Origin of the sequence: Bradyrhizobium sp. LTSP885, from assembly GCF_000938305.1 — a bacterium.
Classification (GTDB): Bacteria; Pseudomonadota; Alphaproteobacteria; order Rhizobiales; family Xanthobacteraceae; genus Bradyrhizobium.
The window spans coordinates 343,353-358,711 of sequence record NZ_JYMT01000043.1 but is presented as its reverse complement, the minus strand read 5'-3'; the positions used below and the strand labels follow the sequence as shown (position 1 = coordinate 358,711).

Sequence of the window (15,359 nt, the reverse complement as noted above, 5' to 3'; positions counted from 1 at the left end):
CCCGCAAGCTCCTCCATCATGCTCTATTCCGCCGTCATCAATGTCATGGTCAAGGCCGCGCGACGCGCCGGCCGCAGCCTCAAGCGCGATCTCGGCGAGATCGAGCATCTCCAGGTGTCGCTGAAAGGGCCGGCGAATTTCGTCTCGCTCGCCGACAAGCGCGCCGAGGAAATGCTCTACACCGACCTCGACAAGGCGCGGCCCGGCTACGGCTTCCTCGGTGAGGAAGGTGGCAAGCGCGAGGGCGCGGACAAGAGCCACACCTGGATCGTCGATCCGCTCGACGGCACCACCAACTTCCTGCACGGTATCCCGCAATTCGCGATCTCGATCGGGCTCAAGCGCGAAGACACGGTGATCGCGGGCGTGATCTACAATCCGGCCAATGACGAGCTCTATATCGCCGAACGCGGCAAGGGTGCGTTCCTCAACGACCAGCGGCTGCGTGTCGCCGGCCGCCGCAGGCTCGACGAATGCGTGATCGCCTGCGGCCTGCCGCATATCGGCCGCGGCGACCACGCGCTGGCGCAGCAGGAGATGGCCGCGCTGCAGACCAAGGTCGCGGGCTTCCGCCGTTTCGGCGCCGCCTCGCTCGACCTCGCCTTCGTCGCCGCCGGCCGCCTCGACGGCTACTGGGAGCGCAATCTCAATTCCTGGGACATCGCAGCCGGCCAGATCATGGTACGCGAAGCCGGCGGCACCGTCTCCGGCATCCAGGGCAGCGACGACCCGCTGCAAACCGGGCACGTGGTGTGCGGGAATGAGTTCGTGCATGGCGAACTGATCAAGGTGCTGAAGCCGCTGGGGCAGTAATACGACGGCTCCATCTAAGCCTCGTCATCCTCACCATCGTCGTTTTCCTCATCGCGAAATTCGCCGCTGAGCATCAGGCCCTCGATGGCCGTGGCGCCTTTTGCCTTGATCACCCGGCGAGGCGGGACCGAGCTCTCGCCGCGCAGCGCCTCCATCAGGGGCTCCGAATGGGTGACAATCCAGATGTCGGCGCGGCGTGACGCCTTGGCGATCAGGCGGGCCAACGGCGCCAACAGCGATGGATGCAGGCTGGTCTCCGGTTCGTTCAGCGCGATGAACGACGGCAGCCGATAGCCCATGAACACGGCGAGCAGGCAGATGTATTTGAGCGTCCCATCGGATAGTTCATGGGCCTTGAACGGACGCGGCATATCCTCCAGCTGCAACCCAAATTCACACCGCCCATTTTCCTCCCATGCCCGGAGTTCGGCGCCCGGGAATGCGTCCTCGATCGCATCCTGCAGATCGGTGGTATCCTGCCTGATAGCGTAGAGTGTGGCCAGGACGGCAGCCAGATCGTGGCCATCGGCACCCAGCGAGGGCGTCGTGATCGCGAGACATGGCTTTCGTATCGGCGACGCCGGATCGGTACGGAAGTCGTGATAGAATCGCCAGCCGAGCATTGCGTTCCTGATCAGATCGATTTCGGGGCATTCCTTGCCATCCGAAAACCCGGCGAGCGCGGTTTCCGACGGCAGCACCGCATCCTTGTGCTTGCTCCAGGCGCCGCTCTCACCGCGGACGCTGACGAGTGAATTCGTCCGCTCCATCAGCAGAACTTTTCGCTTGCCGTGGGTCGTCTCGATCGTTTCCGACTTGATCATCGGCTCGCCGGAAAATGCCGCCTCGAGCGGGCCGGGAAATCCGAGCTCGATGGAGTATCGGATGTGGTCGAATCTGGCAGCCAATCGCAGTCGTCCATCCTCGCCGCGCTTGCGAATGCCGGACCAGGAGACGGAATTCAATCCGCCTTCGTCGGCGATCGTGCGCGTGATCTGGCCTGTCGCCGCGTCGCGCAACAGCGACAAGGACTTGTAGAGATTGGATTTGCCAACGCCGTTTTCGCCAACGAATACGGATAAGGGTTGAATGGGCATGAAGAGCCGCCGAATGGAGCGATAATTCGAGATCGCAATATCGGTCGGACGCATCACACGCTCGCAATCTTCGGGTTGCCCACATGCTTCCCGTTCAATCCAGAGATGCAATCTGGATTGGTCAGCTTGCGAAAGCAAGCCGGAGGCGGTGCTAAGCTCTGATTTGATCAGCACCGACCTCGAGCATCAGTGACCGGACCCTGCCGGCGCCGGCGGACCATACGCTTCAACCCTTTCCGTCACCTTCTCTCGATCCCCCGCCAGCACGCGCTGGACGCTGACGAAGAACACCGGGACCAGCAGCAGCGCCAAAATCACAACAGCGATCATGCCGCCCGTCACTGACGTGCCGAGCGCCTGCTGGCTGGCGCCGCCGGCGCCGGTCGCGATCGCCATCGGCAGCACGCCGCAGACGAAGGCCAGACCCGTCATCAGGATCGGGCGGAATCGGAGACTGCACGCCTCCACCGTCGCCTCGACCAGCGGCTTGCCCTGCGCGCGCAGATCCTTGGCGAATTCGATGATCAGGATGGCGTCCTTGGCGGCCAGACCGATGATGGTGATCAGGCCGACGGTGAAATAGACGTCGTTGGACAGGCCGCGCGTCGTCGCCGCCACCACCGCGCCGAGAATGCCGAGCGGGATCGTGAGCAGCACCGCGAGCGGAATGGTCCAGCTCTCGTAGAGCGCGGCGAGCAGCAGGAACACCACCAGCACCGACAGCGCCAGCAGGAACGGCGCCTGCGAGCCCGACAGTTTTTCCTGCAAAGATTGCCCGGTCCATTCATAACCGAAGCCGCGCGGCAGCTTGTCGGCAAGCCGCTCCATCTCCGCGATCGCATCGCCCGAGGTGAAGCCGGGCTTGGCCTCGCCGGAGATGCGCACCGCCGGATAATAGTTGAAGCCCGCGATTTGCGTCGGCCCCTTCGACCATTCGATGGTGGCAAAGGCCGAGAACGGCACCAATTGGCCGCGGCTGTTCTTCACATTGTAGTTGAGGATGTCGTCCGCGTTCATCCGACTGGTTTTGTCGGCCTGCACGATGACGCGCTGCATGCGGCCGCGGTTCGGGAAGTCGTTGATGTAGTTCGAACCGAGATTGGTCGAGATCGTGTTGTTGATGTCCTCGAAGGTGACGCCGAACGCGCCGGCCTTCTCGCGGTCGATCATCAGATTGACCTGGGGCGCCGGCGGCAGGCCCTCGACATAGACCTTCTGCAGTTTGGGGCTCGCATTGGCTTCCGCAATCAGGCGGTCGGACGCGGCTATCAGCGCTGGATAGCCCTTCTGGCCGCGGTCCTGCAGGCGGAACGAGAAGCCCGACGAATTGCCGAGATTGTCGATCGGCGGCGGTTGCAACGCCGAGATTTTGGCGTCGCGGATCGACGACAGCTCGCGGTTGATGTCGGTGACGATGGCGGCTGCGGAATCCTGCGGGCCGCGCTCCGACCAGTCCTTCAGCGTGATGAAGGCCTGCGCGGTGTTCATGCCCTGGCCGAGGAAGCTGAAGCCGGTGAGGAACGTCACGTTATCGATGCCGTCGCGTTCCCTGAGATATTTCTCGACCTTCTCGACCGCCGCTTCCGTGCGCGCGTAGGACGACTCCGACGGCGTCTGCACGTCGGTGGTGATGAAGCCCTGGTCGTCGACGGGCAGGAAGCCGCCGGGCAGCCGCACAAAACCCCAGCCGACGCCGATCAGCAACACGGCATAGATCAGCATCAGCCGTCCGGTGCGCTTCAGCGAGCCCTGCACCGTCCGCGTATAGCCAGTGCGGCTGGTGTCGAGCACGCGGTTGAACCAGCCAAACACGCCTTTGCGCGCGTGGCCGTGGCCCTTCTCGACCGGCTTGAGCAGCGTCGCGCACAGCGCCGGCGTCAGCGACAGCGCGAGCAGCGCCGAGAAGGCGATCGCCGCCACCATGGTGACCGAGAACTGGCGGTAGATGATGCCGACCGAGCCGGGGAAGAACGCCATCGGCACGAACACGGCCATCAGCACCAGCGTAATGCCGATGATGGCGCTCGTGATCTGCGACATTGCCTTCTTGGTCGCCTCCTTCGGCGACAGGCCCTCTTCGGCCATGATGCGCTCGACGTTCTCGACCACGACGATGGCGTCGTCGACCAGGATGCCGACCGCCAGCACCATGCCGAACATGGTCAGCATGTTGATCGAGAAGCCCGCGATCATCAGCATGGCGCAGGTCCCGAGCAGCGCCACCGGAACCACGATGGTCGGAATGATGGTGTAGCGGATGTTCTGCAGGAACAGGAACATCACGATGAAGACCAGCACCACCGCCTCGACCAGCGTCATCAGCACCTTCTTGATCGAGGCTTCGACCACGGGCGTGATGTTGTAGGGAATCTCGTAGCTGATATTGGCCGGGAAGAAGCGCGACAGCTCCTTCATCTTGGCCTCGACCGCGCTTGCAGTCGCGAGCGCGTTGCCCTTTGGCGACAGCAGCACCGAGAGGCCCGCGGTCGGCTTGCCGTCAAGCCGCGTATTGAACTGGTAGCTGAGGCCGCCGACCTCGATCCGCGCGACGTCGCGCAACCGCACGGTCGAACCATCGGCGTTGGCGCGCAGGATGATCGCGCCGAACTCGTCGGGCGAGGAGAGCTGGCCCTTCAGCAGCACCTGTGCCGAGATCTTCTGGGTGTCGGTGCTCGGCTGGGCGCCGATGCTGCCGGAGGCAACCTGGGCGTTCTGCGCCGTGATCGCCTTGTTGACGTCATCGGCCGAGAGGCCATAGCCAACCAGTTTGGCCGGATCGATCCAGATCCGCAGGCTTCGTTCGGTCGAATAGAGCGTGGCGCGGCCGACGCCGGGAATGCGGCGGACCTCGCCCAGCACGTTGCGGATCATGAAGTCGCCCAGCCCAACCTCGTCGAGGCTGCCGTCGGTCGAATTCAGCGTGATGATCTGCAGCACGGCGGAGGACGCTTCCTCGACCAGGATGCCCTGCTGGATCACGGCGCGCGGCAGCCGCGCCTCGACGCGCTTGAGGCGGTTCTGCACTTCCACCGAAGCCGACCCGGTGTCGGTGCCCGGCTTGAAGTTGGCGATGATCTCGACCTGGCCGAGCGAGTCGCTGGTCGATTCGAAGTTCAGGATGTTGGCGGCGCCGTTCAGCTCCTCCTCGATCAGCCGCGTCACGCTGTTGTAGAGGTTCTCCGGCGACGCGCCGGGATAGCTGGTCGAGATCGAGATCGAGGGCGGCGCGATGATCGGATATTGCGCGATCGCGAGCAGCGGAAGCGAGATCGCGCCGATCAGACAGATGAACAGCGCGACGACCCAGGCGAAGATCGGCCTGTCGATGAAGAAACCGGGCATGTCAGATCACCGCTCGATATGGGCGGTTTGATGCGCGTCCGCGGCCCCGGCCGATACGTCGGCCTGATTCCAAGCCTGCGGCCGCACCTTGTCACCGGCGGCGAATTTCTGGAAACCTTCGACCACGACGCGGTCGCCGGCCTTCAGGCCGTCAGAGACGAACCAGTGGCCGCCCTGCAGCGAGCCGGTGCGCACCGGCTGCACCGCGACGAGATTGTCGTCCTTGACGATGAACACCTCGCTGCCGCCGCCGCCATTGCGCTGGATCGCCTGCTGCGGCACGGCGATGGCATCGGTGTCGATGCCCTGCTCGATCTGCACGCGGACATACATGCCCGGCAGCAATTCGCGCTTCGGATTGGGAAACTCGCCGCGCAGCGTCACCTGCCCGGTATGGGCGTCGACCTTGGCTTCGGAGAACAGCAGCTTGCCCGGCTGCGAATAGATCGAGCCGCCATCGAGCACGAGACGGACCTTCATCGCATCGGGCGAGATACGGTCGAGATCGCCGCTCTCGAAGGCGCGGCGGAGCTGATTCATCTCGGTGACCGATTGCTGGAAGTCGGCATAGATCGGATCGAGCTGCTGGATCGTCGCGAGGCTCGCGGTGTCGTTCTGCACGACGAGCGCGCCTTCACTCGCCAGCGCCGCGCCGACGATGCCGTCGATCGGCGCACGGATGGTGGCGTAATCGAGATTGAGTTTTGCGCGCGCGACTTCCGCCTCGCGGCCCTGGACGTCGGCCTCGGCCTGCTTCAGGTTCGCGATCGCCTTCTCGTTCTCGGCTTCCGGCGCGGCGCGCTGGCTGGTCAACGTCGCAATCCGGCGGCCCTGCGACGAGGCCTGCTCGCGCACGGCCTCGGCGCGCGACAACGCGGCCTCGGTCGACTGCACTTCGACTTCAAACGGGCGCGGATCGATCTGGTAGAGCGGATCGCCGGCCTTCACCTCGCTGCCCTGATGGAACATGCGCGTGACGATGATGCCGGAGACGCGCGGGCGCACCTCGGACACCCGCGTCGGCGAGATGCGGCCCGGCAGCTCCCGCACCATCGCGCGCGCCTGCGGCTTCACGGTGACGACACTGACGTCCGGCTCGGATGCTTGTGCGGCGGCAGTCGCGGTGTTCGCTTCATCACAGCCGCCAAGCAGTGGCGCCGTCACGGCCAGCATCAATGCAATGCATGCCGATTGCGCGCGAAGTCCAGACATGAAAATGATCGCCCCAGATTGGTGTGAACAAACAAACGGCGGCGTCACGACGACACCGCTGCGTTGCTGGGATGAAAATAGATTTTGCTTGCTGCAACGCAATGCGTTTGCCGGGCGGCTCATTGTCACACAACCCTATCGCGCTGATTTCGCGGGCTCTTTCGTCGACTCACCGGATTGTGAGCGGGTTCCATCGCAGGCTGTAGGGATCCATTGAGGAATGCGTGAACGGGAACGCGGCATTTGCGTGCATATCGGCGCGGTATGCCGCAACATTGTGAGGCGATGGAGCGAATCGCCGGCCACGCCCTGCTCCTCCTCCGATGCGTTCGGCTTGATCTTCTCGTTGCGGTCCGCGGCGGGATCACCACCCGCGCGACGGGTAAGGGTACGCCGGACAAGCCGGGATACCCGCGCAAAGCGGGTGCGGGCCACTCCGGCTTCAACCCGAGGGTCCTTCTTCGTGCTGTTGATTTGGCTTTCCTGCCTTTCCTCCTACCGCCGCTGTGCCATATTGCTGGCTGATGCGGCCTTCGCGAACGGATGACCCGGCAATGCCCCCTTCCCGCTCCGACATGGAGATCGAACTGAGCAAACTGTCCTCGCCCCGGATTTTCCTGGTGCGGATGCTGGTGTTCCTGGTGCTGTGCGGCCTGGTCGGCGTCGTGCTCTACAAGCAGATCGTCACCGCCTTCTTCGCCAATCCCGGGCTGAACGCCCTGATCGGGCTGGTGCTGCTGGTCGGGATCATCCTGACGTTCCGGCAGGTGATCCGGCTCTATCCGGAGGTCGCCTGGGTCAACAATTTCCGCATCGCCGATCCCGGGCTTGCGATCGACCGACGCCCGACCCTCCTGGCTCCCATGGCCGCCATTCTCGGCGGCGAGCGCACCGGCCGGATGACCATCTCGCAGCAGACCATGCGGCATCTGCTCGATTCGATCGCGACCCGCCTCGACGAGGCCCGCGACATTTCGCGCTACATGACCGGCCTCCTGGTCTTCCTCGGCCTGCTCGGCACCTTCTGGGGCTTGATCGAGACGGTCGGCTCGGTTGGCAAGGTGATCGACGGGCTCAAGGTCGGCGGTGACGCCGGCGCGCTGTTCGACACGCTTAAGGAAGGCCTCGCCGCCCCGCTCGGCGGCATGGGCATCTCGTTCTCGTCCTCGCTGTTCGGCCTCGCCGGCTCGCTGATCCTCGGCTTCCTCGACCTGCAGTCGAGCCAGGCCCAGAACCGCTTCTACACCGACCTCGAAGACTGGCTCGCCACCACCGTGCGCGGCATTTCCGGCGATGGCATGGAAAGCGGCAGCGGCGGCGGCGACCTGCAGGGCGCGATCGAGCGGTTGCGCACTGCTGTCGAGGACGGCGGCAGCAACCGCAGCACCACCGCCGCGATGGCCAATCTCGCCGAGGCGATCCAGGGGCTGGTGGCGCATATGCGCACCGAGCAGCAGATGATCCGCGAATGGGCCGACGGCCAGGGCGAGCAGAACCGCGAGATCAAGCGTCTGCTCGAGCGCCTCGCCCGTCAGCCCGAGAAGAGCTGAGCCACGGAGATCAGCGTGCTGGATCACGTCACCATCGGCATCACTGATATCGAGCGCTCGAAGGCGTTCTACGATCAGGCCCTGCGGGCGCTCGCCATCAGCCGCCTGTATGCGGAAGGAACGCAGGCCGCAGGCTACGGTATCCGCCCGAAGGCTTTCTTCTGGATCAGCATGCGCGGTGCGCCGCAGACCGGGGCTCACATAGCCTTCACTGCCGGTGATCGCGCCACCGTCGACCGGTTCTACGAAGATGCGATCAAGGCCGGCGGCAGGGACAATGGGCCGCCCGGAATACGCCCGCATTATCATGCCCACTACTACGGCGCCTTCATCCTCGACCCCGACGGCCACAATATCGAGGCTGTCTGTCACACGCCGCAGGACTGAACGCGTCCAACAATGAGAACCTGAATGGCCCTCGCCCGTAGCCGCCGCAGTGAATCCGCTTTCAACTACTGGCCCGGCTTCGTTGACGCGCTGTCGACGCTGGTGCTGTCGATCGTGTTCCTGCTGTCGGTGTTCCTGGTGGTGCAGTTCTTCCTGTCGCAGGAGGTCACTGGCAAGGACAAGGCGCTGGAGCAGCTCAACGCCAAGCTCGCCCAGCTCAACGATCTGCTGTCGCTGGAGAAGCTCAGCAAGCTGACGCTCGACGACCAGGTGTCGCAGCTGCGCGCCGGGCTTGCCTCGGCGGAGAGCGAACGCGACCGCGTCAAGGGGCTTTACGAGGGACTGGCGAGTTCCGGCAATGACGCGCAGGGCCGCGCCAACGAGCTCAACAAGGCGCTGGATTCCGAGAAGGGCGTCACCTCGCGCGCGCTGGCGCAGATCGAGGTGCTGAACCAGCAGATCAGCGCGCTGCGCCGCCAGCTCGCAGCGCTCGAGGAGGCGCTCGACGCCTCCGAGAAGCGCGACAAGGAATCGCAAGGGCGGATCGCCGATCTCGGCTCGCGCCTGAACGTCGCGCTGGCGCAGCGGGTGCAGGAGCTGTCGAGATACCGCTCCGAATTCTTCGGCCGCCTGCGCGCCATCCTCGGCAACCGCCCCGACATTCGCGTCGTTGGCGATCGCTTCGTGTTCCAGTCGGAGGTGTTCTTCGACACCGGACAGGCGACGCTGTTGCCCGAAGGCAAGACCGAACTCGACACGGTGGCGGGCGCGCTGACCGATCTCGACAAGCAGATCCCGAGCGAGATCGCCTGGGTGCTGCGGGTCGACGGCCACACCGACGTACGGCCGATCAACAGCCCGCTGTTCAAGTCGAACTGGGAGTTGTCGTCGGCGCGCGCGATCTCGGTGGTGCAATATCTGGTCTCGCTCGGCGTGCCCGCGCAACGCCTGGTCGCCGCCGGCTTTGCAGAATTCCAGCCGCTCGACACCGCGCAGACCGAAGACGCCTACAAGCGCAACCGCCGCATCGAGCTGAAGCTGACGGAACGGTAGGTGGCAAGCGGCTTCCAACTCCGCCCGTATCGCGCAGCCGACGAGGACGCGGCGATCGAGCTGTGGCTGAAGACCTGGCAGCAGGCCTATCCGTCGATCGACTTCACTGCGCGCGTGGCATGGTGGCGCGAACGCTGGCGGAATGAGCTGGTCGTGAATGCTACGATCGTCGTCGCCGAGCAAGCCGGCGTGCTGACCGGCTTCGTGACCATCGACGGCGCGGGTTATCTCGACCAGCTCGTGGTCGATCCGGCGCAGTGGGGCTCGCCGCTGGCAAGCGCGCTGGTCAGCGAGGCGAAGCGCCTGTCGCCCACCGGCGTCACGCTGCTCGTCAACAAGGACAACACCCGCGCCATCCGCTTCTACGAACGCAACGGGTTTGTACATGCCGGCGAGGACGTCAATCCGACCTCGGGACGGCCGGTGCTGAGGATGAATTGGACGGCGTGAGGGTGGGCGCCAACTCTCCACTCGGTCGTCCCTGCGAAAGCAGGGACCCATAACCACAGGGTTGTGTTGTGAGACGAGCCGGGGCCACAGCGTCGCGCAGCAATTGGCATTTGTGGCTATGGGTCCCGGGTCAAGCCCGGGACGACAGTGAGTTTGTGGCGCGGCTTGTGAGTCATACATTCGCATTCTCGCGGCGTGAATCGCCCGAGCTTTGCATTTCGTTTGCCCTCTCACTTGGTAGAGGGCGCAGGGAAAGCCGGGTGCACGCTGCACCCGCGGTCTCGTGTGCAAAGTGAGAGAAAGAAAGTGCACACGAGCATACAGGTTCAGCGGAGGCACTCCGGCTTTCCCTGCGCGATGGGTTACGGCTTATACGTGCTCTCCCCGGCGAGACTTGGCTTGCTTGTCACCGTCTTCGCAAAGACGCTTGCGCGTCTTGCGAGGAGACACCGGCCACTGGGGCGTCAGAACCACACGATTTCACCGTCCGCCTCATGCGCACTCGTCAGTTGCGCATTCGGCGTCCACCGCATCTCACCGCAACGTCCGTGACGATCGCGAGCGCCCCTCAATCGGGTGAGACGGAGAGATTTATACACCTGAGTTGCACTTCCGATAAAGCGAAATATTTTTATCGCGAGGGCTTGCGTCGTCGGGCAACTCAGATGTAGGGCGATTTCTATCCCGCGTCATTCCGGGGCATGCGCAGCATGAACCCGGAATCCATTTCACCACCAAACTTGCAGCTAAATGGATTCCGGGTTCTCGCTCCGCGAGCCCCGGAATGACGGCGAGCGGAATGACGAGAGAGACTCAGCGTCCGACCAGCTGCTGCAAATGCTCCGGATAGCGTGCGCCCTGCACCTCGACCGCGGCGACTGCCTTGGCGATCTCGGCGAGATCACCTGATGTCAGCTCGACCTGCGCGGCGCCGACGTTTTCGTCCAGGCGATGCAGCTTGGTGGTGCCGGGGATCGGCACGATCCATGGCTCCTGCGCCAGCAGCCAGGCCAACGCGATCTGCGCCGATGTGACGTTCTTGCCAGTGGCGATTTTGCCGAGCAGATCGACCAGGGCCTGGTTCGCCCGGCGTGCCTCTGGCGAAAACCGCGGCACGATGTTGCGGAAATCGCTCGCGTCGAACGTCGTGGTGTCGTTGATCGCGCCGGTGAGAAAACCCTTGCCGAGCGGGCTGAACGGCACGAAGCCGATGCCGAGCTGTTCGAGCGTCGGCAGGATCTCCTGCTCCGGCTCGCGCCACCACAGCGAATATTCGCTCTGCAACGCCGTGACCGGCTGCACCGCATGGGCGCGGCGGATGGTCTGTGCGCCGGCCTCCGAGAGGCCGAAATGCCGGACCTTGCCGGCGGCAATCAGCTCCTTCACCGCGCCGGCGACGTCCTCGATCGGCACGGCGGGATCGACGCGATGCTGGTAGAACAGGTCGATGACATCGGTCTTGAGCCGCTTCAGCGAGGCATCCGCCACCGCCTTGATGTGCTCGGGCCGGCTGTTCAGCCCGCGCTGCTGGCCGCTCGCCAGATCGATATCGAAGCCGAACTTGGTGGCGATCACGACATTGTCGCGGTAGGGCGCCAGCGCCTCGCCGACCAGTTCCTCGTTGGTGAAGGGGCCGTAGACCTCGGCGGTGTCGAAGAACGTAACGCCGCGCTCGACGGCGGCGCGGATCAGCGCGATCCCCTGTGCCTTCTCGACCGCCGGCCCGTAGCCGAAGCTCAGGCCCATGCAGCCGAGACCGATCGCCGCGACCTCCAGATTGCTGTTGCCGAGTTTGCGTTTCTGCATGATGTCTCTCCATTTCGATCGCTGTTGGCCAGGATTTAGGGGGTGCGTGGGCGCGCGATTAGACGTAGAGATCGGGATGGACTTATGAGCAGGACTCATGAATGCCACGGCACGACATCAATGACCTGATCGCCTTCCTCGCGGTGGCGCGGGAACGCAGCTTCACCCGCGCCGCCGCGCGGCTCGGCGTGTCGCAGTCGGCGCTCAGTCACACCGTCCGCGCCCTGGAAGAGCGCTTGGGGGTGCGGCTCCTGACCCGGACCACGCGCAGCGTCGCGCCGACCGAGGCCGGCCAGCGGCTGCTGCAGGGCGTCGGCCCGCGCCTGGAGGAGATCGAGGCCGAGCTCGTCGCGCTGGGCGAGCTGCGCGATAAACCTGCCGGCTCCATCCGCATCACCAGCGGCGAGCATTCGGCAGAGACGATCCTGTGGCCCGCATTGGCCAACTTCCTGCCGCGCTATCCCGACATCAAGGTCGAGCTGACCGTCGACGAGGCGCTCACCGACATCGTCGCGGAGCGTTATGACGCGGGCGTCCGCCTCGGCGAGCAGGTGGCCAAGGACATGATCGCGGTGCGGATCGCGCCGGACTTCCGCATGGTCGTGGTCGGAGCGCCGTCCTATTTCAAGCGGCGGGAACGGCCGAAGCAACCCCAGGACCTGACCGAGCACACCTGCATCAATATCCGCATGCGGACCCATGGCAACATTTACGCCTGGGAGTTCGAGAAGCGCGGACGCGCGATGAAGGTGCGGGTCGACGGGCAATTGGTGTTCAACAGCGGTGCATTGCGGATCAAGGCTGTCATGGCCGGACTCGGGCTTGGCTATGTGCCCGAGGATCGGGTGCGCGCGCAGCTCGCCAAGGGCCAGCTGATCCAGGTGCTGGACGATTGGTGCGCGCCGTTTCCGGGCTATCACCTCTATTACCCGAGCCGACGGCAATCCTCGCCGGCCTTCGCGCTGCTGGTGCAGGCGCTGCGGTATCGGGGCTGATCTTGTCGGGTCATAAGTACCGAGACACGTGCTGCTGGAACGGCTCGGTGGTCGCACGCCGGATGACATCGGCTACACGAATATTTGCACCGCAACCTGTGACCGCCGATGGGAACGAGACCTGCGCAGCGGACGTTAGCGCTGTGTTGAAAGCATGGCCGCGCTTGCTGCCTCGACCTGACGGTCGCTGTCGCGCGGGCCTCCCGTCGCAATTCGGAGAATCGAATGTTCAAGACCAAGTTCGCCGTCATCATCGCCGTCGGCCTGACGCTCGCGCCGGCTCAGCTTCTTGCGCAAGGCACGGGAGGCAGCGCACTGCCTCCCAGACCGGGAGACCGCGCCGCTCCCTCAGGCAGCACCGCGCTGCCGGCCCAGCCGGGACAGCGGGTCGGGTCTTCGGGTGGCGTGGGCGGCAGCGCGCCGCCGGCGAACCCGGGGGCGCCCAGTACGACGACGGGTAGCACAACGGGAAGATGAGACGAAGACGCGGTCGGACTATGCCGCGCTGACGGGCTCGGCGTCCGCTTCAACCGGCGCCTCAGCCACGATGAACTTCAGCCCATAGGTCTTGCCGCGGCGCCAGACCACTTCGCAGGCGTGACGCTTGGAGTGATCGGCGAGCAGCGTCAGCGCGAGCCGGTCCTTGACGTCGAACTCCACCTCGGTGACGATCTTGGCGCCACCGGGCGAGACGTCCACGACGGCACAATCGCTGTCGGTTGCGCCACCGTCGACCGTGATCCAGGCCGGACGATTGTTGAGCTGGCGCCGCGGCTCCCGACTGACCTTGCTCCGTGACCCGTTGCTCGCCATCGTCGTGACCCGCCGTGACCCTTTGGGACGTTGAACGCCGGGCATGCTGGCCGCCCGGCACACAGCCGCTTCGGACATCATGCCGCCTCCCCCGTAAAGTCCGGCTTAGCGCGATCGCTTGAACTTTACCGGAATCTTGACGCGGCTTTTAGGCAACCCAAATTCATCAAATCCGGCAGTGGGATACCAATCGTACGGATGATCGTCGCTTGACTTGAAACGAGCGCTGTTGATGACTGGCGCACGTGGCCTCAGGCCACGTCCCTGCAACAAGAGCGGCATCAAGACGCCTCTGTCCTTCGGAAACGCCCCATGCTGATCCCCCTGGCCGACGTGCCGCGCTGGTATGCCGAACGCAAACCCACTGAGGCGATCGCCGTCAGTCACGGCCAGGACATTCTGACCTGGACGCAGCTCGAGCGCGGCGCCAATGCGCGGGCGCGGGCCTTTGCCGCCAAGGGCGTCAAGCCCGGTGACTTCGTCGCGATCGGACTGCCCAACAGCAACGCATTCTTCGAGACCAGTTTCGCGGTGTGGAAATGCGGCGCGACGCCGACCTCGCTGTCGTGGCGGTTGCCGCGCGGCGAGGCCGCCGCCGTGCTCGACATTCTGAAGCCTTCTCTGGTGGTCGGCGGCGAGGCCGACTGGAATGCGCCGAATGCGCTGCCGGTGGATTTCACGCCGGAAGGATTTTCCGACGAACCGCTGACGGCTCCGATCGCGCGCTACTGGAAGGCGATGACGAGCGGCGGCTCGACCGGACGGCCGAAGGTGATCCTCGATCACAATCCGGCCGTCGTCGACACCGCGGCACCGCTGCTGCTCGGGATTCCGCAGGAGGCCTCGCTGCTCAATCCGGGTCCGCTCTATCACAACGCACCGTTCATCCTGTCGCACTCCGCGCTGTTCGGTGGCGGGCGCCTCACCGGCATGGTGAAGTTCGACGCCGAGGAAACGCTGCGGTTGATCGAGGCCAACCGCGTGCAATGGGTGAATTTCGTGCCGACCATGATGCACCGGATCTGGGCGCTGCCCGACGAAGTGCGCAACCGCTACGACGTCTCCAGTTTGCAGATCGTGTTTCACATGGCCGCTCCGATGCCGCCATGGCTGAAGGAGAAATGGATCGAGTGGCTCGGGCCGGAGCGGATCTGGGAGCTCTATGGCGGCACCGAGCGGCAGGGCGCCTGCGTGATCTCGGGTGTCGAATGGCTGGCGCACAGGGGCTCGGTCGGCAAGATCGGCGAGACCGCGAAGCTGCGCATCATCGGCGAGGACGGCAACGACGTCGCGCCAGGGAAGACCGGCGAGATCTATTTCCTGCCCAATGACGGCGCCGGCTCGACCTATCACTATCTCGGCGCGGCACCGAAGCGGCGGCCGGACGGCTGGGAATCGCTCGGCGATATCGGACGGCTCGACACTGAAGGTTATCTCTATCTCGGCGACCGCCTCGCCGACATGGTGCTGCGCGGCGGCGCCAACATCTATCCCGCCGAGGTCGAGGCCTCCGTCAGCGAACATCCCGAGGTGCGCTCCTGCGTCGTGGTCGGCCTGCCCGATCCGGAATTCGGCCAGCGCGTGCACGCGATCCTCGAGCTCGCCGACGATGCCGACGCGCAGGCGATCGCCGACGGGATGGGCGATTTCCTCAAAGACAAGCTCAGCCGCTACAAGCATCCGGAAAGTTTCGAGCGCGTCAATGTGGCGCCACGCGACGATTCCGGAAAGGTCCGCCGCACCTTGCTGCGCGACGAGCGCGCCGCCTGGATCAAGGAGAACCGCGCCTTCCGCATCAAGCCGGCGCGCCGGTCGTCGAAGGCCGATTGAGTTCAATTCAT

Annotated in this window: 13 protein-coding genes; 8 read left to right on the top strand and 5 right to left on the bottom strand. The window is 64.7% G+C overall.

All coding sequences use genetic code 11. The features are described 5' to 3' along the window. Nucleotides 1-18 precede the first annotated feature (18 nt). Nucleotides 19-813 carry an inositol monophosphatase family protein gene (locus tag UP09_RS35700; protein ID WP_044543078.1) on the top strand — a complete coding sequence of 265 codons (795 nt, stop codon included), beginning with the start codon at nt 19-21 and terminating at the stop codon, nt 811-813. Nucleotides 814-827: 14 nt separating this feature from the next. Here UP09_RS35700 and UP09_RS35695 read toward each other — a convergent pair whose 3' ends face one another. The 3 genes from UP09_RS35695 to UP09_RS35685 all read right to left on the bottom strand — a co-directional run bounded on the left by UP09_RS35695 (nt 828) and on the right by UP09_RS35685 (nt 6,464). After that, nucleotides 828-1,964 (bottom strand): AAA family ATPase, encoded by a 1,137-nt coding sequence (locus UP09_RS35695; RefSeq protein WP_044543077.1) that lies wholly within the window; start codon nt 1,962-1,964, stop codon nt 828-830. Between the two features lie 132 nt (nt 1,965-2,096). Continuing rightward, nucleotides 2,097-5,252 carry a multidrug efflux RND transporter permease subunit gene (locus UP09_RS35690; RefSeq protein WP_044543076.1) on the bottom strand — a complete coding sequence of 1,052 codons (3,156 nt, stop codon included), beginning with the start codon at nt 5,250-5,252 and terminating at the stop codon, nt 2,097-2,099. A 6-nt stretch (nt 5,253-5,258) separates the two neighbouring features. Further along, nucleotides 5,259-6,464 carry an efflux RND transporter periplasmic adaptor subunit gene (locus UP09_RS35685; protein ID WP_156164947.1) on the bottom strand — a complete coding sequence of 402 codons (1,206 nt, stop codon included), beginning with the start codon at nt 6,462-6,464 and terminating at the stop codon, nt 5,259-5,261. Here UP09_RS35685 and UP09_RS37975 point away from each other — a divergent pair. The 5 genes from UP09_RS37975 to UP09_RS35660 all read left to right on the top strand — a co-directional run bounded on the left by UP09_RS37975 (nt 6,463) and on the right by UP09_RS35660 (nt 9,904). Next, entirely contained in the window at nt 6,463-6,681 is a 219-nt protein-coding gene (locus tag UP09_RS37975; RefSeq protein WP_156164946.1) for a hypothetical protein, read from the top strand. The genes UP09_RS35685 and UP09_RS37975 overlap by 2 nt on opposite strands. Before the next feature lie 337 nt (nt 6,682-7,018). Further along, nucleotides 7,019-8,014 carry a flagellar motor protein MotA gene (locus UP09_RS35675; protein WP_156164945.1) on the top strand — a complete coding sequence of 332 codons (996 nt, stop codon included), beginning with the start codon at nt 7,019-7,021 and terminating at the stop codon, nt 8,012-8,014. Between the two features lie 15 nt (nt 8,015-8,029). Beyond that, nucleotides 8,030-8,401, top strand: coding sequence for a VOC family protein (locus tag UP09_RS35670; protein WP_044543072.1), 372 nt, complete (start codon nt 8,030-8,032; stop codon nt 8,399-8,401). Between the two features lie 24 nt (nt 8,402-8,425). Then, entirely contained in the window at nt 8,426-9,454 is a 1,029-nt protein-coding gene (locus UP09_RS35665; RefSeq protein WP_044543071.1) for a peptidoglycan -binding protein, read from the top strand. After that, nucleotides 9,455-9,904, top strand: coding sequence for a GNAT family N-acetyltransferase (locus UP09_RS35660; RefSeq protein ID WP_044543070.1), 450 nt, complete (start codon nt 9,455-9,457; stop codon nt 9,902-9,904). It abuts the gene before it with no gap. Nucleotides 9,905-10,717: 813 nt separating this feature from the next. On the opposite strand, the gene UP09_RS35655 is transcribed toward UP09_RS35660, so the two are convergent. Then, entirely contained in the window at nt 10,718-11,710 is a 993-nt protein-coding gene (locus tag UP09_RS35655; RefSeq protein ID WP_044543069.1) for an aldo/keto reductase, read from the bottom strand. A 101-nt stretch (nt 11,711-11,811) separates the two neighbouring features. On the opposite strand from UP09_RS35655, the gene UP09_RS35650 reads away from it, so the two are divergent. Then, nucleotides 11,812-12,705, top strand: coding sequence for a LysR family transcriptional regulator (locus tag UP09_RS35650; RefSeq protein WP_044543068.1), 894 nt, complete (start codon nt 11,812-11,814; stop codon nt 12,703-12,705). 495 nt (nt 12,706-13,200) lie between these two features. Here UP09_RS35650 and UP09_RS35645 read toward each other — a convergent pair whose 3' ends face one another. After that, the gene (locus UP09_RS35645) at nt 13,201-13,596 is read right to left on the bottom strand and encodes a PilZ domain-containing protein (protein WP_197082796.1); all 396 of its coding nucleotides are present in this window, start codon (nt 13,594-13,596) and stop codon (nt 13,201-13,203) included. A 234-nt stretch (nt 13,597-13,830) separates the two neighbouring features. Between UP09_RS35645 and UP09_RS35640 the strand changes: the two genes are divergently transcribed. Further along, entirely contained in the window at nt 13,831-15,348 is a 1,518-nt protein-coding gene (locus tag UP09_RS35640) for an AMP-binding protein (protein WP_044543066.1), read from the top strand. The last annotated feature ends 11 nt before the right edge of the window (nt 15,349-15,359 follow it).

Excerpts from the sequence above, each read along its gene's own strand:
- UP09_RS35700 (WP_044543078.1), top strand. The coding sequence starts at position 19 with ATGCTCTATTCCGCCGTCATCAATGTCATGGTCAAGGCCGCGCGACGC.
- UP09_RS35695 (WP_044543077.1), bottom strand. The coding sequence starts at position 1,964 with ATGCGTCCGACCGATATTGCGATCTCGAATTATCGCTCCATTCGGCGG.
- UP09_RS35690 (WP_044543076.1), bottom strand. The coding sequence starts at position 5,252 with ATGCCCGGTTTCTTCATCGACAGGCCGATCTTCGCCTGGGTCGTCGCG.
- UP09_RS37975 (WP_156164946.1), top strand. The coding sequence starts at position 6,463 with ATGAAAATGATCGCCCCAGATTGGTGTGAACAAACAAACGGCGGCGTC.
- UP09_RS35685 (WP_156164947.1), bottom strand. The coding sequence starts at position 6,464 with ATGTCTGGACTTCGCGCGCAATCGGCATGCATTGCATTGATGCTGGCC.
- UP09_RS35675 (WP_156164945.1), top strand. The coding sequence starts at position 7,019 with ATGCCCCCTTCCCGCTCCGACATGGAGATCGAACTGAGCAAACTGTCC.
- UP09_RS35665 (WP_044543071.1), top strand. The coding sequence starts at position 8,426 with ATGGCCCTCGCCCGTAGCCGCCGCAGTGAATCCGCTTTCAACTACTGG.
- UP09_RS35655 (WP_044543069.1), bottom strand. The coding sequence starts at position 11,710 with ATGCAGAAACGCAAACTCGGCAACAGCAATCTGGAGGTCGCGGCGATC.
- UP09_RS35650 (WP_044543068.1), top strand. The coding sequence starts at position 11,812 with ATGCCACGGCACGACATCAATGACCTGATCGCCTTCCTCGCGGTGGCG.
- UP09_RS35645 (WP_197082796.1), bottom strand. The coding sequence starts at position 13,596 with ATGTCCGAAGCGGCTGTGTGCCGGGCGGCCAGCATGCCCGGCGTTCAA.
- UP09_RS35640 (WP_044543066.1), top strand. The coding sequence starts at position 13,831 with ATGCTGATCCCCCTGGCCGACGTGCCGCGCTGGTATGCCGAACGCAAA.